The following is a 17,476-nucleotide window of genomic DNA, read 5'->3' as shown; positions in this document are numbered from 1 at the left end:
CTTGTGTTATAGTATAGGTTGCATTATTGTGCAGGAGTGTACCCCAAGGGGCATTTATGCCCAAAATTAAATTGGTGATTTCTGGCAGAAAACCGGGAAAAATGTGTACGCTTTTATATAAAAAGACAGGGGTGAAACGTCAATGGAGAAAAACAGGATACGTCCTATCAAAAACGGCAACAGTTTCCGGATGAGCTACTCCAGGCAGAAAGAGGTATTGGAGATGCCGAACCTCATCGAGGTTCAGAAGGACTCCTATCAGTGGTTTCTGGACGAGGGGCTGAAGGAAGTTTTCGATGACATCTCGCCGATCCGCGACTACGGTGAAAAGCTGAGTCTGGAGTTTGTGGATTTCAAGCTTTGTGAAGATGACGTGAAGTATTCGATCGAAGAGTGCAAGGAAAGAGACGCAACCTACGCTGCGCCGCTGAAGGTAAAGGTACGGCTTCACAACAAAGAGACAGATGAGATTAACGAGCATGAGATCTTTATGGGGGATCTGCCCTTGATGACGGCGACAGGCACCTTTGTCATCAACGGTGCAGAGCGTGTTATCGTCAGCCAGCTCGTTCGTTCACCAGGTATCTACTATGGAATCGCTCATGATAAGATCGGAAAAAGACTGTTTTCCTGTACAGTGATTCCGAACCGCGGTGCATGGCTGGAATACGAGACAGACTCCAATGACATTTTCTACGTGCGTGTGGACAGAACGCGAAAGGTTCCCATTACTGTATTGGTGCGCGCGCTTGGCATCAGCACCAATGCGGAGATCCTGGAGCTGTTCGGCGAGGAGCCGAAGATCGTGGCGACGCTTGCCAAGGATACGTCGACCAATTATCAGGAAGGTCTGCTGGAGCTGTATAAAAAGATCCGTCCGGGCGAACCGCTTGCCGTGGAGAGCGCGGAGAGCCTTATCATGGCGATGTTCTTCGACCCGCGCAGATACGATCTGGCAAAGGTCGGACGCTACAAATTCAACAAAAAGCTGCTGCTTCGCAACCGCATTGCCGGGCATGTGCTGGCGGAGGATGTAATGGATCCGTCCACTGGTGAAATTCTGGTGGAGGCAGGCACGAAGGTGACGCGCGAGCTGGCGGATACGATCCAGAATGCAGCCGTTCCGTTTGTGTGGATCCAGACGGAGGAGCGCAATGTAAAGGTGCTCTCCAGTATGATGGTGGATCTCACAAGCTATGTGGACATTGATCCGCAGGAGGTCGGCGTTACGGAATTAGTATATTATCCGGCGCTGCAATCTATACTGGAAGAAAATAGTGACCTCGAGGATATCAAAGAGGCGATCCGCCGCGATATCCACGATCTGATCCCGAAGCATATTACAAAGGAAGATATTCTTGCTTCCATTAACTATAATATCCATCTGGAATATGGGATCGGTACTGACGACGATATCGACCATCTCGGAAACCGTCGTATCCGTTCGGTCGGCGAGCTTCTGCAGAACCAGTACCGCATCGGTCTTTCCAGACTGGAGCGAGTTGTCCGTGAGCGTATGACCACGCAGGATCTTGAGGGAATCTCTCCGCAGTCGCTGATCAACATCAAACCGGTGACGGCAGCGGTGAAGGAGTTCTTCGGTTCCTCCCAGCTGTCGCAGTTCATGGACCAGAACAACCCGCTGGGCGAGCTGACGCACAAGAGACGTCTGTCCGCGCTCGGTCCGGGCGGTCTGTCCCGTGACAGAGCCGGATTTGAGGTGCGTGACGTACATTACTCCCATTACGGAAGAATGTGCCCGATCGAGACCCCTGAGGGTCCGAACATCGGTCTGATCAACTCGCTGGCATCCTATGCAAGAATCAACCAGTACGGCTTCATCGAAGCACCGTACCGTGTGATCGATAAATCCGATCCGAAGAATCCGCGTGTTACCGATGAGGTTGTATACATGACAGCGGATGAAGAGGATAATTACCATGTAGCGCAGGCGAACGAGGCCCTGGACGAAGAAGGGCATTTTGTCCGCAAGACCGTATCCGGCCGTTACCGTGAGGAGACGCAGGAGTACGACCGTGCAATGTTCGACTACATGGACGTATCTCCGAAGATGGTGTTCTCCGTCGCTACGGCGCTGATTCCGTTCCTGCAGAATGACGACGCAAACCGCGCGCTGATGGGATCGAACATGCAGCGTCAGGCCGTGCCGCTTCTGACGACCGAGGCTCCGGTAGTTGGTACCGGTATGGAGACAAAGACTGCGGTGGACTCCGGTGTGTGTGTTGTTGCAAAGCATGCCGGAACGGTAGAACGCGTTACTTCCAAAGAAATCGTCATTAAGACGGACGACGGAAAGCGCGATGAGTACCATCTCACCAAGTTCCTGCGAAGCAACCAGAGCAACTGCTACAACCAGAAGCCGATCGTCTTCAAGGGCAACCGTGTGCAGGAAGGGCAGGTTATCGCAGATGGTCCGTCCACCTCAAACGGAGAGATCGCGCTCGGCAAAAACCCGCTGATCGGTTTTATGACCTGGGAGGGCTACAACTACGAGGATGCCGTACTTTTAAGCGAGCGTCTGGTTATGGATGATGTTTATACTTCCGTTCATATTGAAGAATATGAGGCGGAGGCAAGAGATACAAAGCTTGGTCCGGAGGAGATCACCAGAGACGTTCCGGGCGTCGGCGACGATGCGCTGAAGGATCTCGACGAGCGGGGTATTATCCGTGTCGGTGCAGAGGTGCGTGCGGGCGATATCCTGGTCGGTAAGGTAACGCCGAAGGGCGAGACTGAGCTGACGGCTGAGGAGCGTCTGCTGCGTGCGATCTTCGGCGAAAAGGCGCGCGAGGTGCGTGATACTTCTCTGAAAGTACCGCACGGCGAGTACGGTATTGTCGTGGATGCGAAGGTATTTACGAGAGAAGCCGGCGATGAGCTGGCTCCGGGTGTAAACCAGGCAGTGCGCATCTATATTGCGCAGAAGAGAAAGATCTCCGTCGGCGACAAGATGGCAGGCCGTCACGGAAACAAGGGTGTTGTTTCCCGCGTGCTTCCGGTGGAGGATATGCCGTTTCTTCCGAACGGACGTCCGCTGGATATCGTGCTGAACCCGCTGGGCGTGCCGTCCCGTATGAATATTGGACAGGTACTTGAGATTCACCTGAGCCTTGCTGCAAAGGCACTTGGCTTTAACGTTTCCACCCCGATTTTCGACGGTGCGAACGAGAATGATATTATGGACACTCTGGATCTGGCAAATGATTATGTCAATCTGGAATGGGAAGAATTTAAGGAGAAGCACGGCGATGAGCTTCTGCCGGAGGTACTGGATTATCTCTACGAAAACAGAGATCACCGCAAGCTCTGGAAGGGTGTTCCGATCTCCCGTGATGGTAAGGTAAGACTGCGCGACGGAAGAACCGGCGAGTATTTTGACAGTCCGGTTACGATCGGTCATATGCATTATCTGAAGCTGCATCATCTGGTAGACGATAAGATCCATGCGCGTTCTACTGGTCCGTACTCTCTGATCACGCAGCAGCCGCTGGGCGGTAAAGCACAGTTCGGCGGACAGCGTTTCGGTGAGATGGAGGTATGGGCTCTTGAGGCGTACGGCGCGTCCTACACGCTGCAGGAGATCCTGACGGTGAAATCCGACGATATCATCGGACGTGTAAAGACCTATGAGGCGATCATCAAAGGCGAGAATATCCCGGAATCCGGTATTCCGGAATCCTTCAAGGTGCTTTTAAAGGAGCTGCAGTCCCTCGGTCTGGACGTGCGTGTGCTCGGCGAGAACCAGAAGGAAGTAGAGATAAAGGAAACCGTGGAATACGGGGAAACAGACATCCGTTCTGTGATAGAAGGAGACAGAGGCTATCGGCGTGAAGAAGACGCTCCGCTTGGAGACTACGGCTACAGTGAGCAGGAATTGGACGGCGACGAGCTGGTAGACGTGGAGGAAGAGCCGGACGACGATGAGTTCTACGGAGATTTCGACGACAGTTATGTAGACGAGAACGAGTAAGGAGGGAACCGTTTTATGCCGGAAACAACAAACAATGAAGTATATCAGCCGATGACGTTCGATGCGATCAAGATCGGACTGGCATCTCCTGATAAAATCAGAGAATGGTCCCACGGCGAAGTAAAAAAGCCGGAAACCATTAACTACAGAACCTTAAAGCCGGAGAAAGACGGTCTGTTCTGTGAACGCATTTTTGGCCCGAGCAAGGACTGGGAGTGCCACTGCGGTAAGTATAAAAAAATCCGCTATAAAGGCGTAGTCTGCGACCGCTGCGGTGTGGAAGTTACAAAATCCAGCGTCCGCAGAGAGCGTATGGGACACATTGAGCTGGCGGCTCCGGTATCCCATATCTGGTACTTCAAGGGCATTCCGTCCCGCATGGGACTGGTGCTCGACCTTTCCCCGCGCACGCTGGAGAAGGTGCTGTATTTTGCAAACTATATCGTTCTGGATTCGGGAAACACCAATCTGCTGAAGAAGCAGGTGCTCACCGAGAAGGAATACCAGGAAGCGAGAGAGACCTATGGAGATGGTTTCCGCGTCGGCATGGGCGCGGAGGCGATCAAGGAGCTTCTGGAAGAGATCGATGTGGAGAAAGAGGCAATGGAGCTGCAGGCGGCTCTGAAGGATTCTACCGGACAGAAGCGCGCCCGCATCATCAAGCGTCTGGAGGTTATGGAGGCGTTCCGGGAGTCCGGCAACCGCCCGGAGTGGATGATCCTCACGGTTATCCCGGTCATCCCGCCGGATATCCGCCCGATGGTACAGCTCGACGGCGGACGTTTTGCGACGTCTGACTTAAATGACCAGTACCGCCGCATCATCAACCGCAACAACCGTCTGAAAAGACTGCTGGAGCTCGGCGCTCCGGATATCATTGTAAGAAACGAAAAGAGAATGCTGCAGGAGTCTGTGGACGCCCTCATCGACAACGGACGCCGCGGACGCCCTGTTACCGGACCGGGCAACCGTCCGCTTAAATCTCTTTCCGATATGCTGAAGGGTAAATCCGGACGTTTCCGTCAGAACCTGCTCGGAAAACGTGTCGACTATTCGGGACGTTCCGTTATCGTAGTAGGACCGGAGCTGAAGATTTATCAGTGCGGTCTGCCTCAGGAGATGGCGATCGAGCTGTTCAAGCCGTTCGTCATGAAGGAGCTGGTGGCAAACGGCACGTCGCACAATATCAAAAACGCGAAGAAGATGGTAGAGCGTCTGGAGCCGCAGGTGTGGGATGTTCTCGAAAAGGTTATCAAGGAGCATCCGGTTATGTTAAACCGCGCCCCCACATTGCACAGACTTGGTATTCAGGCGTTTGAGCCGATTCTGGTACAGGGTAAGGCGATCAAGCTGCATCCGCTTGTTTGTACGGCGTTCAACGCCGACTTCGACGGCGACCAGATGGCTGTCCATGTGCCGCTTTCCGTGGAAGCGCAGGCGGAGTGCAGATTCCTTCTGCTTTCCCCGAATAACCTGCTGAAGCCGTCCGATGGCGGTCCGGTGGCGGTGCCGTCACAGGATATGGTCCTTGGTATCTACTACCTCACGCAGGAGAGACCGGGCGCGAAGGGGGAGGGCAAGTTCTTCAAGAGCGTAAATGAGGCGATCCTTGCTTATGAAAACGGCGTTATCACGCTGCAGAGCAAGATTAAGGTCCGTGTGACGAAGAATGTGAACGGCACGGATAAGACGGGCGTGATTGAGTCGACGCTGGGAAGATTTATTTTCAACGAGATCCTGCCGCAGGATCTGGGCTTTGTAGACCGCAGTATTCCGGAGAACGAGCTGAAGCTGGAGGTGGATTTCCACGTCGGCAAAAAAGGACTGAAACAGATTCTGGAAAAGATCATCAACACTCACGGAGCGACAAAGACGGCGGAAGCGCTGGATGATATCAAGTCCATGGGCTACAAATATTCGACGAAGGCTGCTATGACGGTATCCATTTCCGATATGACAGTGCCGCCGGAGAAGCCGGAGCTGATCGCGAAGGCGCAGGATACGGTGGATAAGATTACACGCAACTATAAGCGTGGTCTGATCACAGAGGAGGAGCGTTATAAAGAGGTTGTGGAAACCTGGAAGACGACCGACGATATCCTCACAAAAGCGCTGCTGGATGGTCTGGACAAATACAACAATATTTACATGATGGCGGACTCCGGTGCGCGTGGTTCTGACAAGCAGATCAAACAGCTTGCCGGTATGCGCGGTCTGATGGCGGATACGACCGGACACACCATCGAGCTTCCGATTAAGTCGAACTTCCGTGAAGGTCTGGACGTACTGGAATACTTCATGTCGGCGCACGGCGCGCGTAAGGGTCTGTCCGATACGGCGCTGCGTACCGCGGACTCCGGTTATCTGACGAGACGTCTTGTTGACGTTTCCCAGGAGCTGATCATCCGTGAGGTGGACTGCTGCGAGGGTAAAGACGAGATCCCGGGCATGTATGTGAGCGCATTCATGGACGGCAAGGAAGAGATCGAGGGTCTGCAGGACCGTATTACAGGACGTGTTTCCTGTGAGACGATCTGCGACAAGAACGGCGAAGTGATCGTAAAGGCAAATCATATGATTACGCCGAAGCGCGCGGCGCGTATCATCAATGAGGGCGTGACACCGGACGGCAAGCCGTATGAGCAGGTGAAGATCCGCACCATTCTTACCTGTAAGTCTCATGTCGGCATCTGCGCAAAGTGCTATGGTGCGAACATGGCGACCGGCGAAGCGGTGCAGGTGGGAGAAGCCGTAGGAATCATCGCGGCACAGTCCATCGGTGAGCCGGGTACACAGCTTACGATGCGTACCTTCCATACCGGCGGCGTTGCCGGCGGCGACATCACACAGGGTCTTCCGCGTGTCGAGGAGCTTTTTGAGGCGAGAAAGCCGAAGGGTCTTGCGATCATCACGGAGATCGCCGGCAAGGTGGAGATCCGCGATACGAAGAAGAAACGTGAAATTGTGGTGACAAATGAGGAGACAGGTGAGGCGAAGACCTATCTGATCCCGTATGGTTCCCGCATCAAGGTGCAGGACGGCGCTGTTCTGGAGGCGGGCGATGTGCTGACCGAAGGAAGCGTCAACCCGCACGATATTTTAAAGATCAAGGGCGTGCGCGCCGTACAGGATTACATGCTGCACGAGGTACAGCGTGTATACCGTCTGCAGGGTGTGGAAATCAACGATAAGCATATCGAAGTTATTGTGCGCCAGATGCTGAAGAAAATCCGCGTGGAGGAGTGCGGCGGCACCGAGCTTCTTCCGGGAACAACAGTTGATATTCTTGAATTCGAGGAGGCAAACGAAAAAGCAGTGGAGGAAGGTCTTGAGCCGGCAGTGGGTAAGGAGATTATGCTCGGCATCACCAAGGCGGCCCTCGCCACCAATTCCTTCCTGTCAGCTGCGTCCTTCCAGGAGACCACCAAGGTACTCACGGAGGCGGCGATCAAGGGCAAGATCGATCCGCTTGTCGGCCTGAAGGAAAATGTTATCATCGGTAAGCTGATCCCGGCAGGTACCGGCATGAAGCGTTACCGCAATGTCCATCTTGATACGGAATTCCAGCAGGACGAAGAAGAGCTGGATCTGACCGAAGAGGAAGATGATGACGAGCTTCTGGATCTGGAAGAGGATACCATGGACGAGGATCTGGAAGAAATTGACGGTCTCGAAGAGGCTGAGGACGAGGACGGCGAACCGGAAGAAGAAATGGAAGAGAAACCGGAAGAGTAGCTTTTGCTCAGCGTCATTATACAAAAACGATAAGAAAAACGGCGCCCGGATAACGTTTAAAGTTATCCGGCGCTGTTTTTTTGTTACTACAATAATGATGAAAGGTCAATTTTCTTTCTTCTGCACGTTCGGTGGCGAGGGTATCCAGGCACTGATCCTATGCAAAAATTTTTCTGCAAATCGCCCGCTCCCTCTTGCTATTATTTCGGTATGCCGATATAATGGTATTGAGAGGAGTGAGGACGATGATCCTGGATACACTGTTGAAAAAGCAAAACATGACAAAATACCGTCTTGCAGTGGAGGCAGGCATTCCACATGCAACGCTGAGCGATATCTGCAGCGGCAAGACCCGGTTGGAAAAGTGTTCGGCGGAAACCATCTATAAGATTGCAAGAGCGCTTGGCGTTTCCATGGAGCTTCTGACAGAGGACGGAATCCGGGCGACAGAAAGAGAACAAACCTATGAGCAGGGATTGCCGGAATACCTGCAGCATGATCTGGATGCGTACAAGGACGGTCTGAAAAAAGGCGTATCCTACCTGGACTGTCTGTGGGGAGAGCTGTATGGCAGCATCAATATTGCGCAGATCAATGATGGTGTAATCACGCCGGAACACGCAGAATATTTGCGTCAGAAATATTTGTGGAGGGAACGAAGATATGAATAAAACCATTGATTTCACAAATTGCAGGCGGCTGCCTGGGCGTGCTTATAACGGAGCAAATGGCAAAAAGATCGCAGTGGAATTTGAGGGAGAGCAGTATATGCTGAAATTCCCTCCTTCTGGAGAAGGAAAGCCTACAGAGTTATCCTATACAAACAGTTGCTTCAGCGAACACATTGCCAGCAGTATTTTTAATCTTCTCGGTATAGAGGCCCAGAAAACGATGCTGGGCACATTTACCATCGCCGGAAAGACGAAGGTGGTGTGTGCCTGCCTGGACTTTACGGCAGAAGGAAAGCAGCTTTTTGATTTCTGTTCAATTAAGAATACCATTCTCGATTCTGACTCCAATGGAAGTGGGACAGAACTGGAGGATGTTCTGGAAACCATCGACAAGCAGCAATTCGTTGATCCTGTCCGACTAAAGGATCATTTTTGGGATATGTTTGCGGCAGATGCACTGCTTGGCAATTTTGACCGCCATAATGGAAATTGGGGATTCCTTTATGACCCGGCAGAGAAAAAGAGTAGTATAGCTCCGGTCTTTGACTGCGGAAGCTGTCTGCTGCCCCAGGCAAATGAGGAAGTGATGCGTAAGGTATTGACTGATCCTGCAGAGCGGGATATGAGGATCTTCCGTTTTCCCACCTCCGCACTCAAGCAGAGGGGAAGAAAAATCAATTATTATGACTTCCTGCTCCAGGCAGAGGACGAGGATTGCAGTCAGGCTGTTAAACGCATTTATGAGAGAGTGGACATGGAACAGATCGGAGCATTTATTGACGAAGTCCCGTATCTGACGGATTTGCAGAGGCAATTTTATAAGAGTTATATCGCAGCAAGGCTTGATCTGATCCTCCGGCCTGCTTATGAAATGTTGGATCAGGAGGCACCGGAGCCTTATAATGTAACAATCAAATATCAGAGTTGTGACGCCGTTTAAAATGCGGCGTCGTTTTTGTGCGATAAGCCCGGTAAGTATCCGCAGAATCTGAAGGTCGCCGCTAATATCTGATTCCGTATGGTGTTCCCGCATCAAGGTGCAGGAGGCGCTGTTCTGGAGGCAGGCGACGTGCTGACCGAAGGAAGCGTCAACCCGCACGATATCCTGAAGATTAAGGGTGTGCGCGCCGTACAGGATTACATGCTGCACGAGGTACAGCGTGTATACCGCCTGCAGGGTGTGGAAATCAACGATAAGCATATCGAAGTTATTGTGCGCCAGATGCTGAAGAAAATTCGCGTGGAGGAGTGCGGCGAACCGGAAGAGGAACCGGATGCCGATGCAGATGAAGAGTCTGATGCCGTAACAGAAGAGTAGGCTTACAGATTATGTCATGAATATGATATTTTTAGAATGAATATGATTTTCCTTTACTTGTGATTCAAGTAAAATTTAAGCTACAGTGCTTTGCACTGTAGCTTTTTATTTTGAAGGAGGAAAGTCGGATGGGAAATGTATCTTTTGTGGATAATGATGGCACGTTTTTTATGGAAAATCCGGAAAACTATAGCTATCTTTATTTTCCGGTTGCAGGGGAAAAGGGCTTAAAAAGTTCGCTGACCCCTAATTTGGGCGGCGACAGTAAAATTTCTCAGGAGTCATTCTTACTGGAACCGGTAAGTTCAGAAAATCTGCATAATAACCGGTCAACACGTAATTTCTGGTGTGTGGCAGAGGGAGCCGGATGCTGGTCTGCCACAGGAGCGTCAGCGGAGGAAGAGAGCAAAAAATTTACCGGAGAGCAGGATGCAAGTGAACTGACGGCAGGATTTATGTGGCACAGGATGAAAAGGACTTCTGCAAAGTATCAGCTTCAGGCAGAGATTACATCCTTTGTCCCGGTGGATGAAAATGTAGAAATTATGCATGTGAGAATACGCAATACATCCGGGAAAAGACAAAGGGTTACCCCGATTGCCGCAATACCCATATATGGAAGAAGCGCAGATAATATCAGAGATCACAGAAATGTTACTTCCATGCTGCACAGAATCCGGACAAAAGAATACGGTGTGACGGTAAAGCCCACAATGTCTTTTGATGAAAGAGGACACCGGAAAAATGACCTGATATATTTTGTAATGGGCGTGCAGGGAAATGGGGAAAGTCCGGTTTCTTTTTATCCCACAGTAGATTCCTTTATCGGAGAAGGCGGCACTTTTACCCATCCGAAAGCCGTATATGAGAAGAGACCGGGGATGCCCTGTGATATAAAGATTGACGGCAAAGAAGCGATGGGCGGTATACGCTTTAAAACTGCAGAGTTAGGACCTGATGATACGGCAGAGTATAGTATTCTTATGGGAATCACAGAGAATGAAACGGAGGCAGATAGAATTACCTGTAAATATCATTCCGGCGACGCGGTGGTTCAGGCTTTGGAAACTGTCAGGGAGTATTGGCAGAAGAAAGTAAATGTCAGGTACTACACGGGAAACCGGGAATTTGATTCTTTTATGCGGTGGGTAAGCTTTCAGCCGTTTTTAAGAAGGCTCTATGGCTGTTCCTTCCTGCCGCATCATGATTATGGGAGAGGCGGCAGAGGCTGGCGTGATCTGTGGCAGGATTGCCTTTCGCTTCTCCTGATGGACCCGGGGGATGTGCGCCGGATGATTCTCGATAATTTCGGCGGCGTCCGGATTGATGGGACGAATGCAACTATTATCGGTCATAAGCAGGGAGAATTCATTGCAGACAGAAATGGCATCAGCCGTGTCTGGATGGATCACGGTGTCTGGCCGTTTATGACCACAAAGCTTTACATTGACCAGACCGGCGACCTTGAAATTTTATTGGAGAAGGCATCGTATTTTAAAGATTTGCAGTCTGCGCGCGGAACAGGCACAGATCGGCAGTGGAATGAAGAATATGGTATGCGGCAGAAGACCTCCGGAGGAGAGGTATACGAGGGAACGATTCTGGAACATCTTCTGATTGAGCATCTGAGTGCTTTTTACGAAGTCGGAGTACACAATGAAATCCGTCTCCGGGGAGCAGACTGGAATGATGCGCTGGATATGGCAGAGGAAAATGGAGAAAGTGTTGCATTTACCTGTGCCTACGCGGGCAATCTGACGCAGCTCGCTGACTGCCTGCGTCTTATAAGAGACAGACTGGGCTATACAAAAGTAGAAATCCTGGAAGAGATCAGCACTTTGCTGGACGCTGACGTGAGAGTTTACGGGAGTGTAGAGGAAAAACAGAAAATCCTGAAGAAGTATATGGATTTATGCAGACACGAGATAAGCGGAAAGACCATACATATGCCTGTCGATAATCTGATTGAAAATCTGGAGCAAAAGGCAGAGTGGATGATGAAGCATATCCGCAATACGGAATGGATTGCGGGAGAAAAGGGTGAGGGCTGGTTTAACAGCTATTATGACAATCACCAGAATCCGGTGGAGGGAATTTCAGATCATAACGTCCGTATGATGCTGACGGGGCAGGTATTTGCCATAATGAGCCGCACGGCGACAGACCAGCAGGTAAGTCAGATATGCAGAAGCGCGGACCATTATCTGTATGATGAATCGATCGGCGGCTACCGTCTGAATACAGACTTTAAAGAGCTTAAATTTGATCTGGGGAGAATGTTTGGCTTCGCCTATGGAGAAAAGGAAAATGGGGCGGTATTTTCCCATATGACTGTCATGTATGCAAACGCCCTTTATAAAAGGGGATTTGTCAGAGAAGGCTTTAAAGCGCTGAAAACCCTGGCCAATACGGCGCTTGATTTTGAAACAAGCAAAATATATCCGGGAATTCCTGAGTACTTTAACGGTGAAGGCCGTGGAATGTACCATTATCTGACGGGTGCCGCGAGCTGGTATATGATGACGGTTATTACGGAAATGTTTGGTGTCCGCGGTGTGGCGGGCGATCTTGCGATTCGTCCGGGGTTGGTAAAGGAGCAGTTTGATGAAAACGGCATTGCAAAGATCTGGTGCTGTTTTGCAGGTAAAGCGTTCGAGGTTGTCATTTCTAATGCAGAGAAACTGGAATTTGGCGAGTATGAAATTGGCCGGGCAGAATGCGAAGGCTTGCAATTGCAGATTTTTGGCGGGGTGCAGGCGGTTATACCGGCACAAACAGTGAAATGCATGAGAGAGGGCATTCATAAGATTACGATAGAGCTTGTGCCTGCCCGCAATTAAGACATCTGGAGGGAGAAACATATATGAAATTCGGTTATTTTGATGATTCGGCAAAAGAGTATGTGATTACAGAACCAAGAACACCGCTTCCGTGGATTAACTATCTTGGGAGCAAAGATTTTTTTAGTCTGATTTCCAATACGGCAGGCGGATATTCCTTCTATAAGGATGCAAAACTGCTTCGGCTGACCCGCTACCGCTATAATAACTGCCCGCTGGATCAGGGCGGGCGCTATTACTATATTAAGGATCAGGACACGGTATGGAATCCGGGTTGGCAGCCGACCCAGACAGAGCTTGATTTTTATTCCTGCCGGCATGGATTGGGATATACCATTATCCGCAGCATTAAAAATCAACTTGAGGCAACACTGGAAGCTTTTGTGCCGGTAAACGATGCCTGCGAGATTAACCGTATTATATTGAAAAATACGGGAAACTGCACAAAAGAGATCGACCTGTTTGGCTTTGTGGAATTTTGTCTTTGGAATGCGCAGGATGATTCATCCAATTTCCAGCGCAATTATTCTACGGGAGAAGTGGAGGTGGTGGGAAGTACCATCTACCACAAAACAGAATACAGGGAACGAAGAAATCATTATGCAGTCTATTCCGTTAACCGGAAAACAGAGGGGTTTGACACATCCAGAGATGCTTTCATCGGACTTTATAATGGATTTTCCAATCCCCGCGCCGTTCTTTCGGGCAAGTGCAGCAACAGTATTGTCCACGGATGGCAGCCGGTGGGAGCACATCATCTAAAGCTTGTGCTGAAACCGGAAGAGACGGCATCCTGTATCTTTTTGCTTGGATACTGCGAAAATCCGGCAGACCAGAAATTTGAGGCGCCTGATATTATCAATAAAAAGCCGGCCCTTGCTCTTCTGGGAAAATATCAGACGGACCGACAGGTCGACGCGGCTTTTGAAGAGCTGAAGGAGTACTGGTCAGAACTCTTATCTGCGTTTGCCGTAGAGACAAAGGATGAAAAACTGAATCGGGTAGTTAATATATGGAACCAGTATCAGTGCATGGTTACCTTTAATCTGAGCCGCAGCGCCAGCTACTTTGAGAGTGGACTGGGACGAGGGATGGGATTTAGGGATTCCTGCCAGGATATCCTCGGATTTGTCCACCTGATCCCGGAGCGTGCAAGGGAAAGAATCCTGGATATTGCCAACACGCAGATGGAAGACGGCAGCGCCTATCATCAGTATCAGCCTCTCACCAAAAAAGGAAATGCGGATATAGGAGGCGGTTTTAATGATGACCCTCTGTGGCTGATAGCGGCTGTTTGCGCGTATCTTCGGGAAACCGGTGATTTTTCCATACTGGATGAAGTGTGTGCGTGGAACAGCGATTTTACAAAGGGAGAACCGCTTATGGAGCATCTGCGAAGGTGCTTTCAGTATACGGTTCATCACAAAGGACCGCATGGTTTGCCGCTGATCGGCAGGGCAGACTGGAATGACTGCCTGAATCTGAACTGCTTTTCGGAAGAGCCGGGAGAGAGCTTCCAGACATTTGGACCGGATGACGGACCTGTGGCGGAATCGGTGTTTATTGCGGGGATGTTTGTAAAATACGGAAAGGAATATGCAGAACTGTGCCGGAGACTCGGGCTTACGGAAGAAGCGGCTTTGGCGGAAGCGGAAGTGGAGAAAATGAGATATGCTGCGGAGAGCGCGGGATGGGATGGAAAATGGTTTATCCGTGCCTTTGATGCATTTTCGAATCCGGTGGGAAGTCATATCAACGAGGAAGGAAAGATTTATATTGAGCCGCAGGGTATGTGTGTAATGGCAGGAATCGGAAAGGATGACGGCAAGGCGGAAACAGCACTGGCCAGCGTCAGAGAAATGCTTGATACCAAATACGGAATTGTCCTGCTGCAGCCGGCTTACACAAAATACCATGCAAAGCTTGGTGAAATCACCTCTTATCCGCCCGGATATAAGGAGAACGGGGCAATTTTCTGCCACAATAATCCGTGGATCGCCTGCGCGGAGGCAGAATTGGGGAACGGAAACCGTGCTTTCGAGGTATTTAAAAAGACGTGTCCGGTTTATCTTGAGGATATCAGTGAGATTCACCGCACGGAGCCGTACGTATACTGCCAGATGATAGCGGGCAGAGATGCTCCCGGCTTTGGGGAAGGGAAAAACAGCTGGCTGACGGGAACAGCTGCATGGACATTTACCTGTATCAGTCAGTACATTCTTGGAATTTGTCCTACGCTGGACGGCCTGAGAATTGATCCGTGTATCCCGGAGGAGATGGGCGGATATACGGCAGAGCGCATTTATCGCGGGGTAAAATATCATATTACTGTGGATAATTCGGCACATGTTCAAAAGGGCGTTGCATCTGTCACAGTAAATGGAGAGCCGCTGGCAGGAAACAGTATTCTTACGGGGAAGGGAGAAAAAGAATGTCATGTTGTAGTAGTTATGGGAGAAAACAGCAAAGAGGAGAACTGATATGAGGTATGGATATTTTGACGATGAAAAGCGGGAGTATGTAATTACAAGACCGGATACGCCGGCACCCTGGGCAAACTATCTTGGATCGCCGGAGTATGGGGCGGTGATTTCCAATAATGCAGGAGGATATAGCTTTGCAAAGTCCGGAGCAAACGGGCGGATCCTCCGCTATATCTTTAACGATTTCGACCGGCCGGGCCGCTATATTTACATACGTGACAACGACAGCAAGGATTACTGGTCCGCTTCATGGCAGCCGGTGGGAAAGGATCTTGCGGTATATAAAAGTGAGTGCAGACATGGAACCGCATATACAAGGCTGTCGGCAGATTATGATGAGATTCATTCCGAAGCGCTATATTATGTTCCCATGAATAAATCCTATGAAGTCTGGCATTTAAATGTCACGAATAATTCTGAAAGAGAGAGAAAACTGAACATTACCGGCTACGCTGAGTTTACGAATAACAGCAATTACGAGCAGGATCAGGTGAATCTGCAGTATTCCCAATTTATTACCAGAACGGTATTTGAGGGGAACCGGATCCGGCAGCTGATCCACGGAAATCTGGACGGTCTGGAAGAGGGAAAGGATGTAGATGATAAAATTGTTGTTGAGCGCTTCTTTGGACTGGCAGGAGGAAAGGTTTCTTCCTATTGCGGAGACAGAGAAAAGTTTCTCGGACCATATTGCGGATACGGAAATCCGGCAGGCGTGGCAGGCGGCGACCTCGGGGGAGAGCTGAATTATAACGGAAATGGATGCGGGGCGCTTTCCACAGAGATCAGACTGGCACCGGGCGAGACAAAAAGCCTTGCCTTCCTTCTCGGCATGAAAAAAAATGCGGAAGCGGGAGAGATTCTGAAAAAATACGAAGACCCGCAGAAGATATGCAAAATTGATCTGGATGAGTTGATTTCCTACTGGCACGGAAAGCTTTCGCACTTCCAGGTAAAGACGCCGAGTGCGGAATTTAATACGATGATCAATACATGGAATGCCTATAACTGCTTTATGACCTTTATCTGGTCCCGGGCGGCTTCCTTTACTTACTGTGGTCTGCGAAACGGATATGGATACCGGGACACTGTACAGGATATCCAGGGAATTATTCATCTTGCCCCGGAAATGGCAGTAGAAAAAATCCGCTTTATGCTTTCCGCACAGGTGGATAATGGAGGGGGACTGCCTCTCGTCAAGTTTACCCATCATCCGGGACATGAAGACACGCCGGATGATCCGTCCTACGTAAAGGAAACGGGGCACCCCGCATACAGGGCGGATGATGCTTTGTGGCTGTTTCCGACAGTCTATAAATATATTTCTGAGACAGGAAATGTTTTCTTCCTCGATGAGGTGATACCTTTTGCGAATAAAGATGAGGGAAGCGTGTATGAGCATCTGAAACGCGCAATCGCGTTTTCCGTAAATCATATGGGGCCTCATGGAATGCCGGCCGGCCTGTACGCGGATTGGAATGATTGTCTGAGACTTGGAAAAGAGGGCGAATCCACATTCGTGGCGTTCCAGTTTTACCTTGCCATGTCCATTATGAAGAAATTCGCAGAGCACAAAGGGGATGAAGCTTATACGGACTACCTGGAAGAAGAGCAGAAGAAGCTGAGAAAAACAATGGAGGCGCTCTGCTGGGATGAGGACCGGTTTATCCGGGGGTTCACAGAAGAGGGGGCAGTGATCGGAAAACGCACGGACAAGGAGGCAAACATATGGCTGAATCCGCAGAGCTGGTCGGTCATCAGCGGGTTTGCCTCGCAGGAGCAGGCAGACACTGCGCTGGACACGGTATATCAGAGACTGAATACGGAATACGGTGTAATTTTGATGGATCCGCCATATCATACCGATGCTTTCGAAGGAGCTCTTGCCGTTATCTATAACGCCGGAACAAAGGAAAACGCAGGTATCTTCTCCCAGTCCCAGGGGTGGATTATTCTTGCAGAAGCGCTGCAGGGACACGGTGACCGTGCATTTACTTACTTTATGGAGAATGCACCGGCAGCCCAGAACGACAGGGCACAGATCCGAAAACTGGAGCCTTACTGCTATGGGCAGTTTACAGAGGGGAAGGACAGTCCGCATTTTGGCCGCTCTCATGTACATTGGCTTACAGGGACAGCATCTACCGTTATGGTAGGCTGCGTAGAGGGAATACTGGGTATGCGTCCGGATTTTTACGGACTCAGGATTGCTCCGTCTATTCCGAGAGAATGGGAATCCTTTGAAATGGAGAAGGACTTCAGAGGAAAGCATCTGCATATTGTTGTCCGCAATCCGGGACACCAGGAGGTGGGCTGCAAAAAGCTTGTGGTCAACGGAAAAGAAATGCAGGGAAATTATATACCTGAGGAATTGATGACCGGGCAGACAGAGGTCGTATTGACAATGTCCTGAACCACTGATTCAGAAAAGAAACCGG

General features: G+C 50.3%; 7 protein-coding genes and 1 pseudogene. All 8 read left to right on the top strand.

Annotation, left to right across the window (positions count from 1 at the left end; genetic code table 11):
• Window positions 1-142: 142 nt before the first annotated feature.
• The 8 genes and pseudogenes from ACLU9Q_RS01275 to ACLU9Q_RS01240 all read left to right on the top strand — a co-directional run bounded on the left by ACLU9Q_RS01275 (window position 143) and on the right by ACLU9Q_RS01240 (window position 17,451).
• Window positions 143-3,991: a DNA-directed RNA polymerase subunit beta gene (locus tag ACLU9Q_RS01275; RefSeq protein WP_296836075.1), complete on the top strand. Its 3,849-nt coding sequence runs from the start codon at window positions 143-145 to the stop codon at window positions 3,989-3,991.
• A gap of 15 nt (window positions 3,992-4,006) precedes the next feature.
• Window positions 4,007-7,726, top strand: a complete 3,720-nt coding sequence (gene rpoC, locus ACLU9Q_RS01270) for a DNA-directed RNA polymerase subunit beta' (protein ID WP_296836072.1) — start codon at window positions 4,007-4,009, stop codon at window positions 7,724-7,726.
• 245 nt (window positions 7,727-7,971) lie between these two features.
• Window positions 7,972-8,397 carry a helix-turn-helix transcriptional regulator gene (locus tag ACLU9Q_RS01265; protein ID WP_296836069.1) on the top strand — a complete coding sequence of 142 codons (426 nt, stop codon included), beginning with the start codon at window positions 7,972-7,974 and terminating at the stop codon, window positions 8,395-8,397.
• The gene (locus ACLU9Q_RS01260) at window positions 8,390-9,337 is read left to right on the top strand and encodes a HipA domain-containing protein (protein ID WP_296908498.1); all 948 of its coding nucleotides are present in this window, start codon (window positions 8,390-8,392) and stop codon (window positions 9,335-9,337) included. The genes ACLU9Q_RS01265 and ACLU9Q_RS01260 overlap by 8 nt, the downstream gene beginning before the upstream one ends.
• A 65-nt stretch (window positions 9,338-9,402) precedes the next feature.
• Window positions 9,403-9,685, top strand: a pseudogene (locus ACLU9Q_RS01255) (hypothetical protein); the annotation flags it as partial.
• Window positions 9,686-9,843: 158 nt separating this feature from the next.
• Window positions 9,844-12,555, top strand: coding sequence for a GH36-type glycosyl hydrolase domain-containing protein (locus ACLU9Q_RS01250; protein WP_296836230.1), 2,712 nt, complete (start codon window positions 9,844-9,846; stop codon window positions 12,553-12,555).
• Window positions 12,556-12,578: 23 nt separating this feature from the next.
• Window positions 12,579-15,035, top strand: a complete 2,457-nt coding sequence (locus tag ACLU9Q_RS01245) for a GH36-type glycosyl hydrolase domain-containing protein (RefSeq protein ID WP_412624564.1) — start codon at window positions 12,579-12,581, stop codon at window positions 15,033-15,035.
• A 1-nt stretch (window position 15,036) separates the two neighbouring features.
• Window positions 15,037-17,451 carry a GH36-type glycosyl hydrolase domain-containing protein gene (locus tag ACLU9Q_RS01240; protein WP_296836235.1) on the top strand — a complete coding sequence of 805 codons (2,415 nt, stop codon included), beginning with the start codon at window positions 15,037-15,039 and terminating at the stop codon, window positions 17,449-17,451.
• Window positions 17,452-17,476: the final 25 nt, after the last annotated feature.

The organism is Marvinbryantia sp. (assembly GCF_047017445.1).
Taxonomy (GTDB): domain Bacteria; phylum Bacillota; class Clostridia; order Lachnospirales; family Lachnospiraceae; genus Marvinbryantia.
This window is presented reverse-complemented; position numbering and strand designations above follow the sequence as displayed.

Coding starts and splice junctions, on each gene's coding strand:
- ACLU9Q_RS01275 (WP_296836075.1), top strand. CDS start 143: ATGGAGAAAAACAGGATACGTCCTATCAAAAACGGCAACAGTTTCCGG.
- rpoC (WP_296836072.1), top strand. CDS start 4,007: ATGCCGGAAACAACAAACAATGAAGTATATCAGCCGATGACGTTCGAT.
- ACLU9Q_RS01265 (WP_296836069.1), top strand. CDS start 7,972: ATGATCCTGGATACACTGTTGAAAAAGCAAAACATGACAAAATACCGT.
- ACLU9Q_RS01260 (WP_296908498.1), top strand. CDS start 8,390: ATGAATAAAACCATTGATTTCACAAATTGCAGGCGGCTGCCTGGGCGT.
- ACLU9Q_RS01250 (WP_296836230.1), top strand. CDS start 9,844: ATGGGAAATGTATCTTTTGTGGATAATGATGGCACGTTTTTTATGGAA.
- ACLU9Q_RS01245 (WP_412624564.1), top strand. CDS start 12,579: ATGAAATTCGGTTATTTTGATGATTCGGCAAAAGAGTATGTGATTACA.
- ACLU9Q_RS01240 (WP_296836235.1), top strand. CDS start 15,037: ATGAGGTATGGATATTTTGACGATGAAAAGCGGGAGTATGTAATTACA.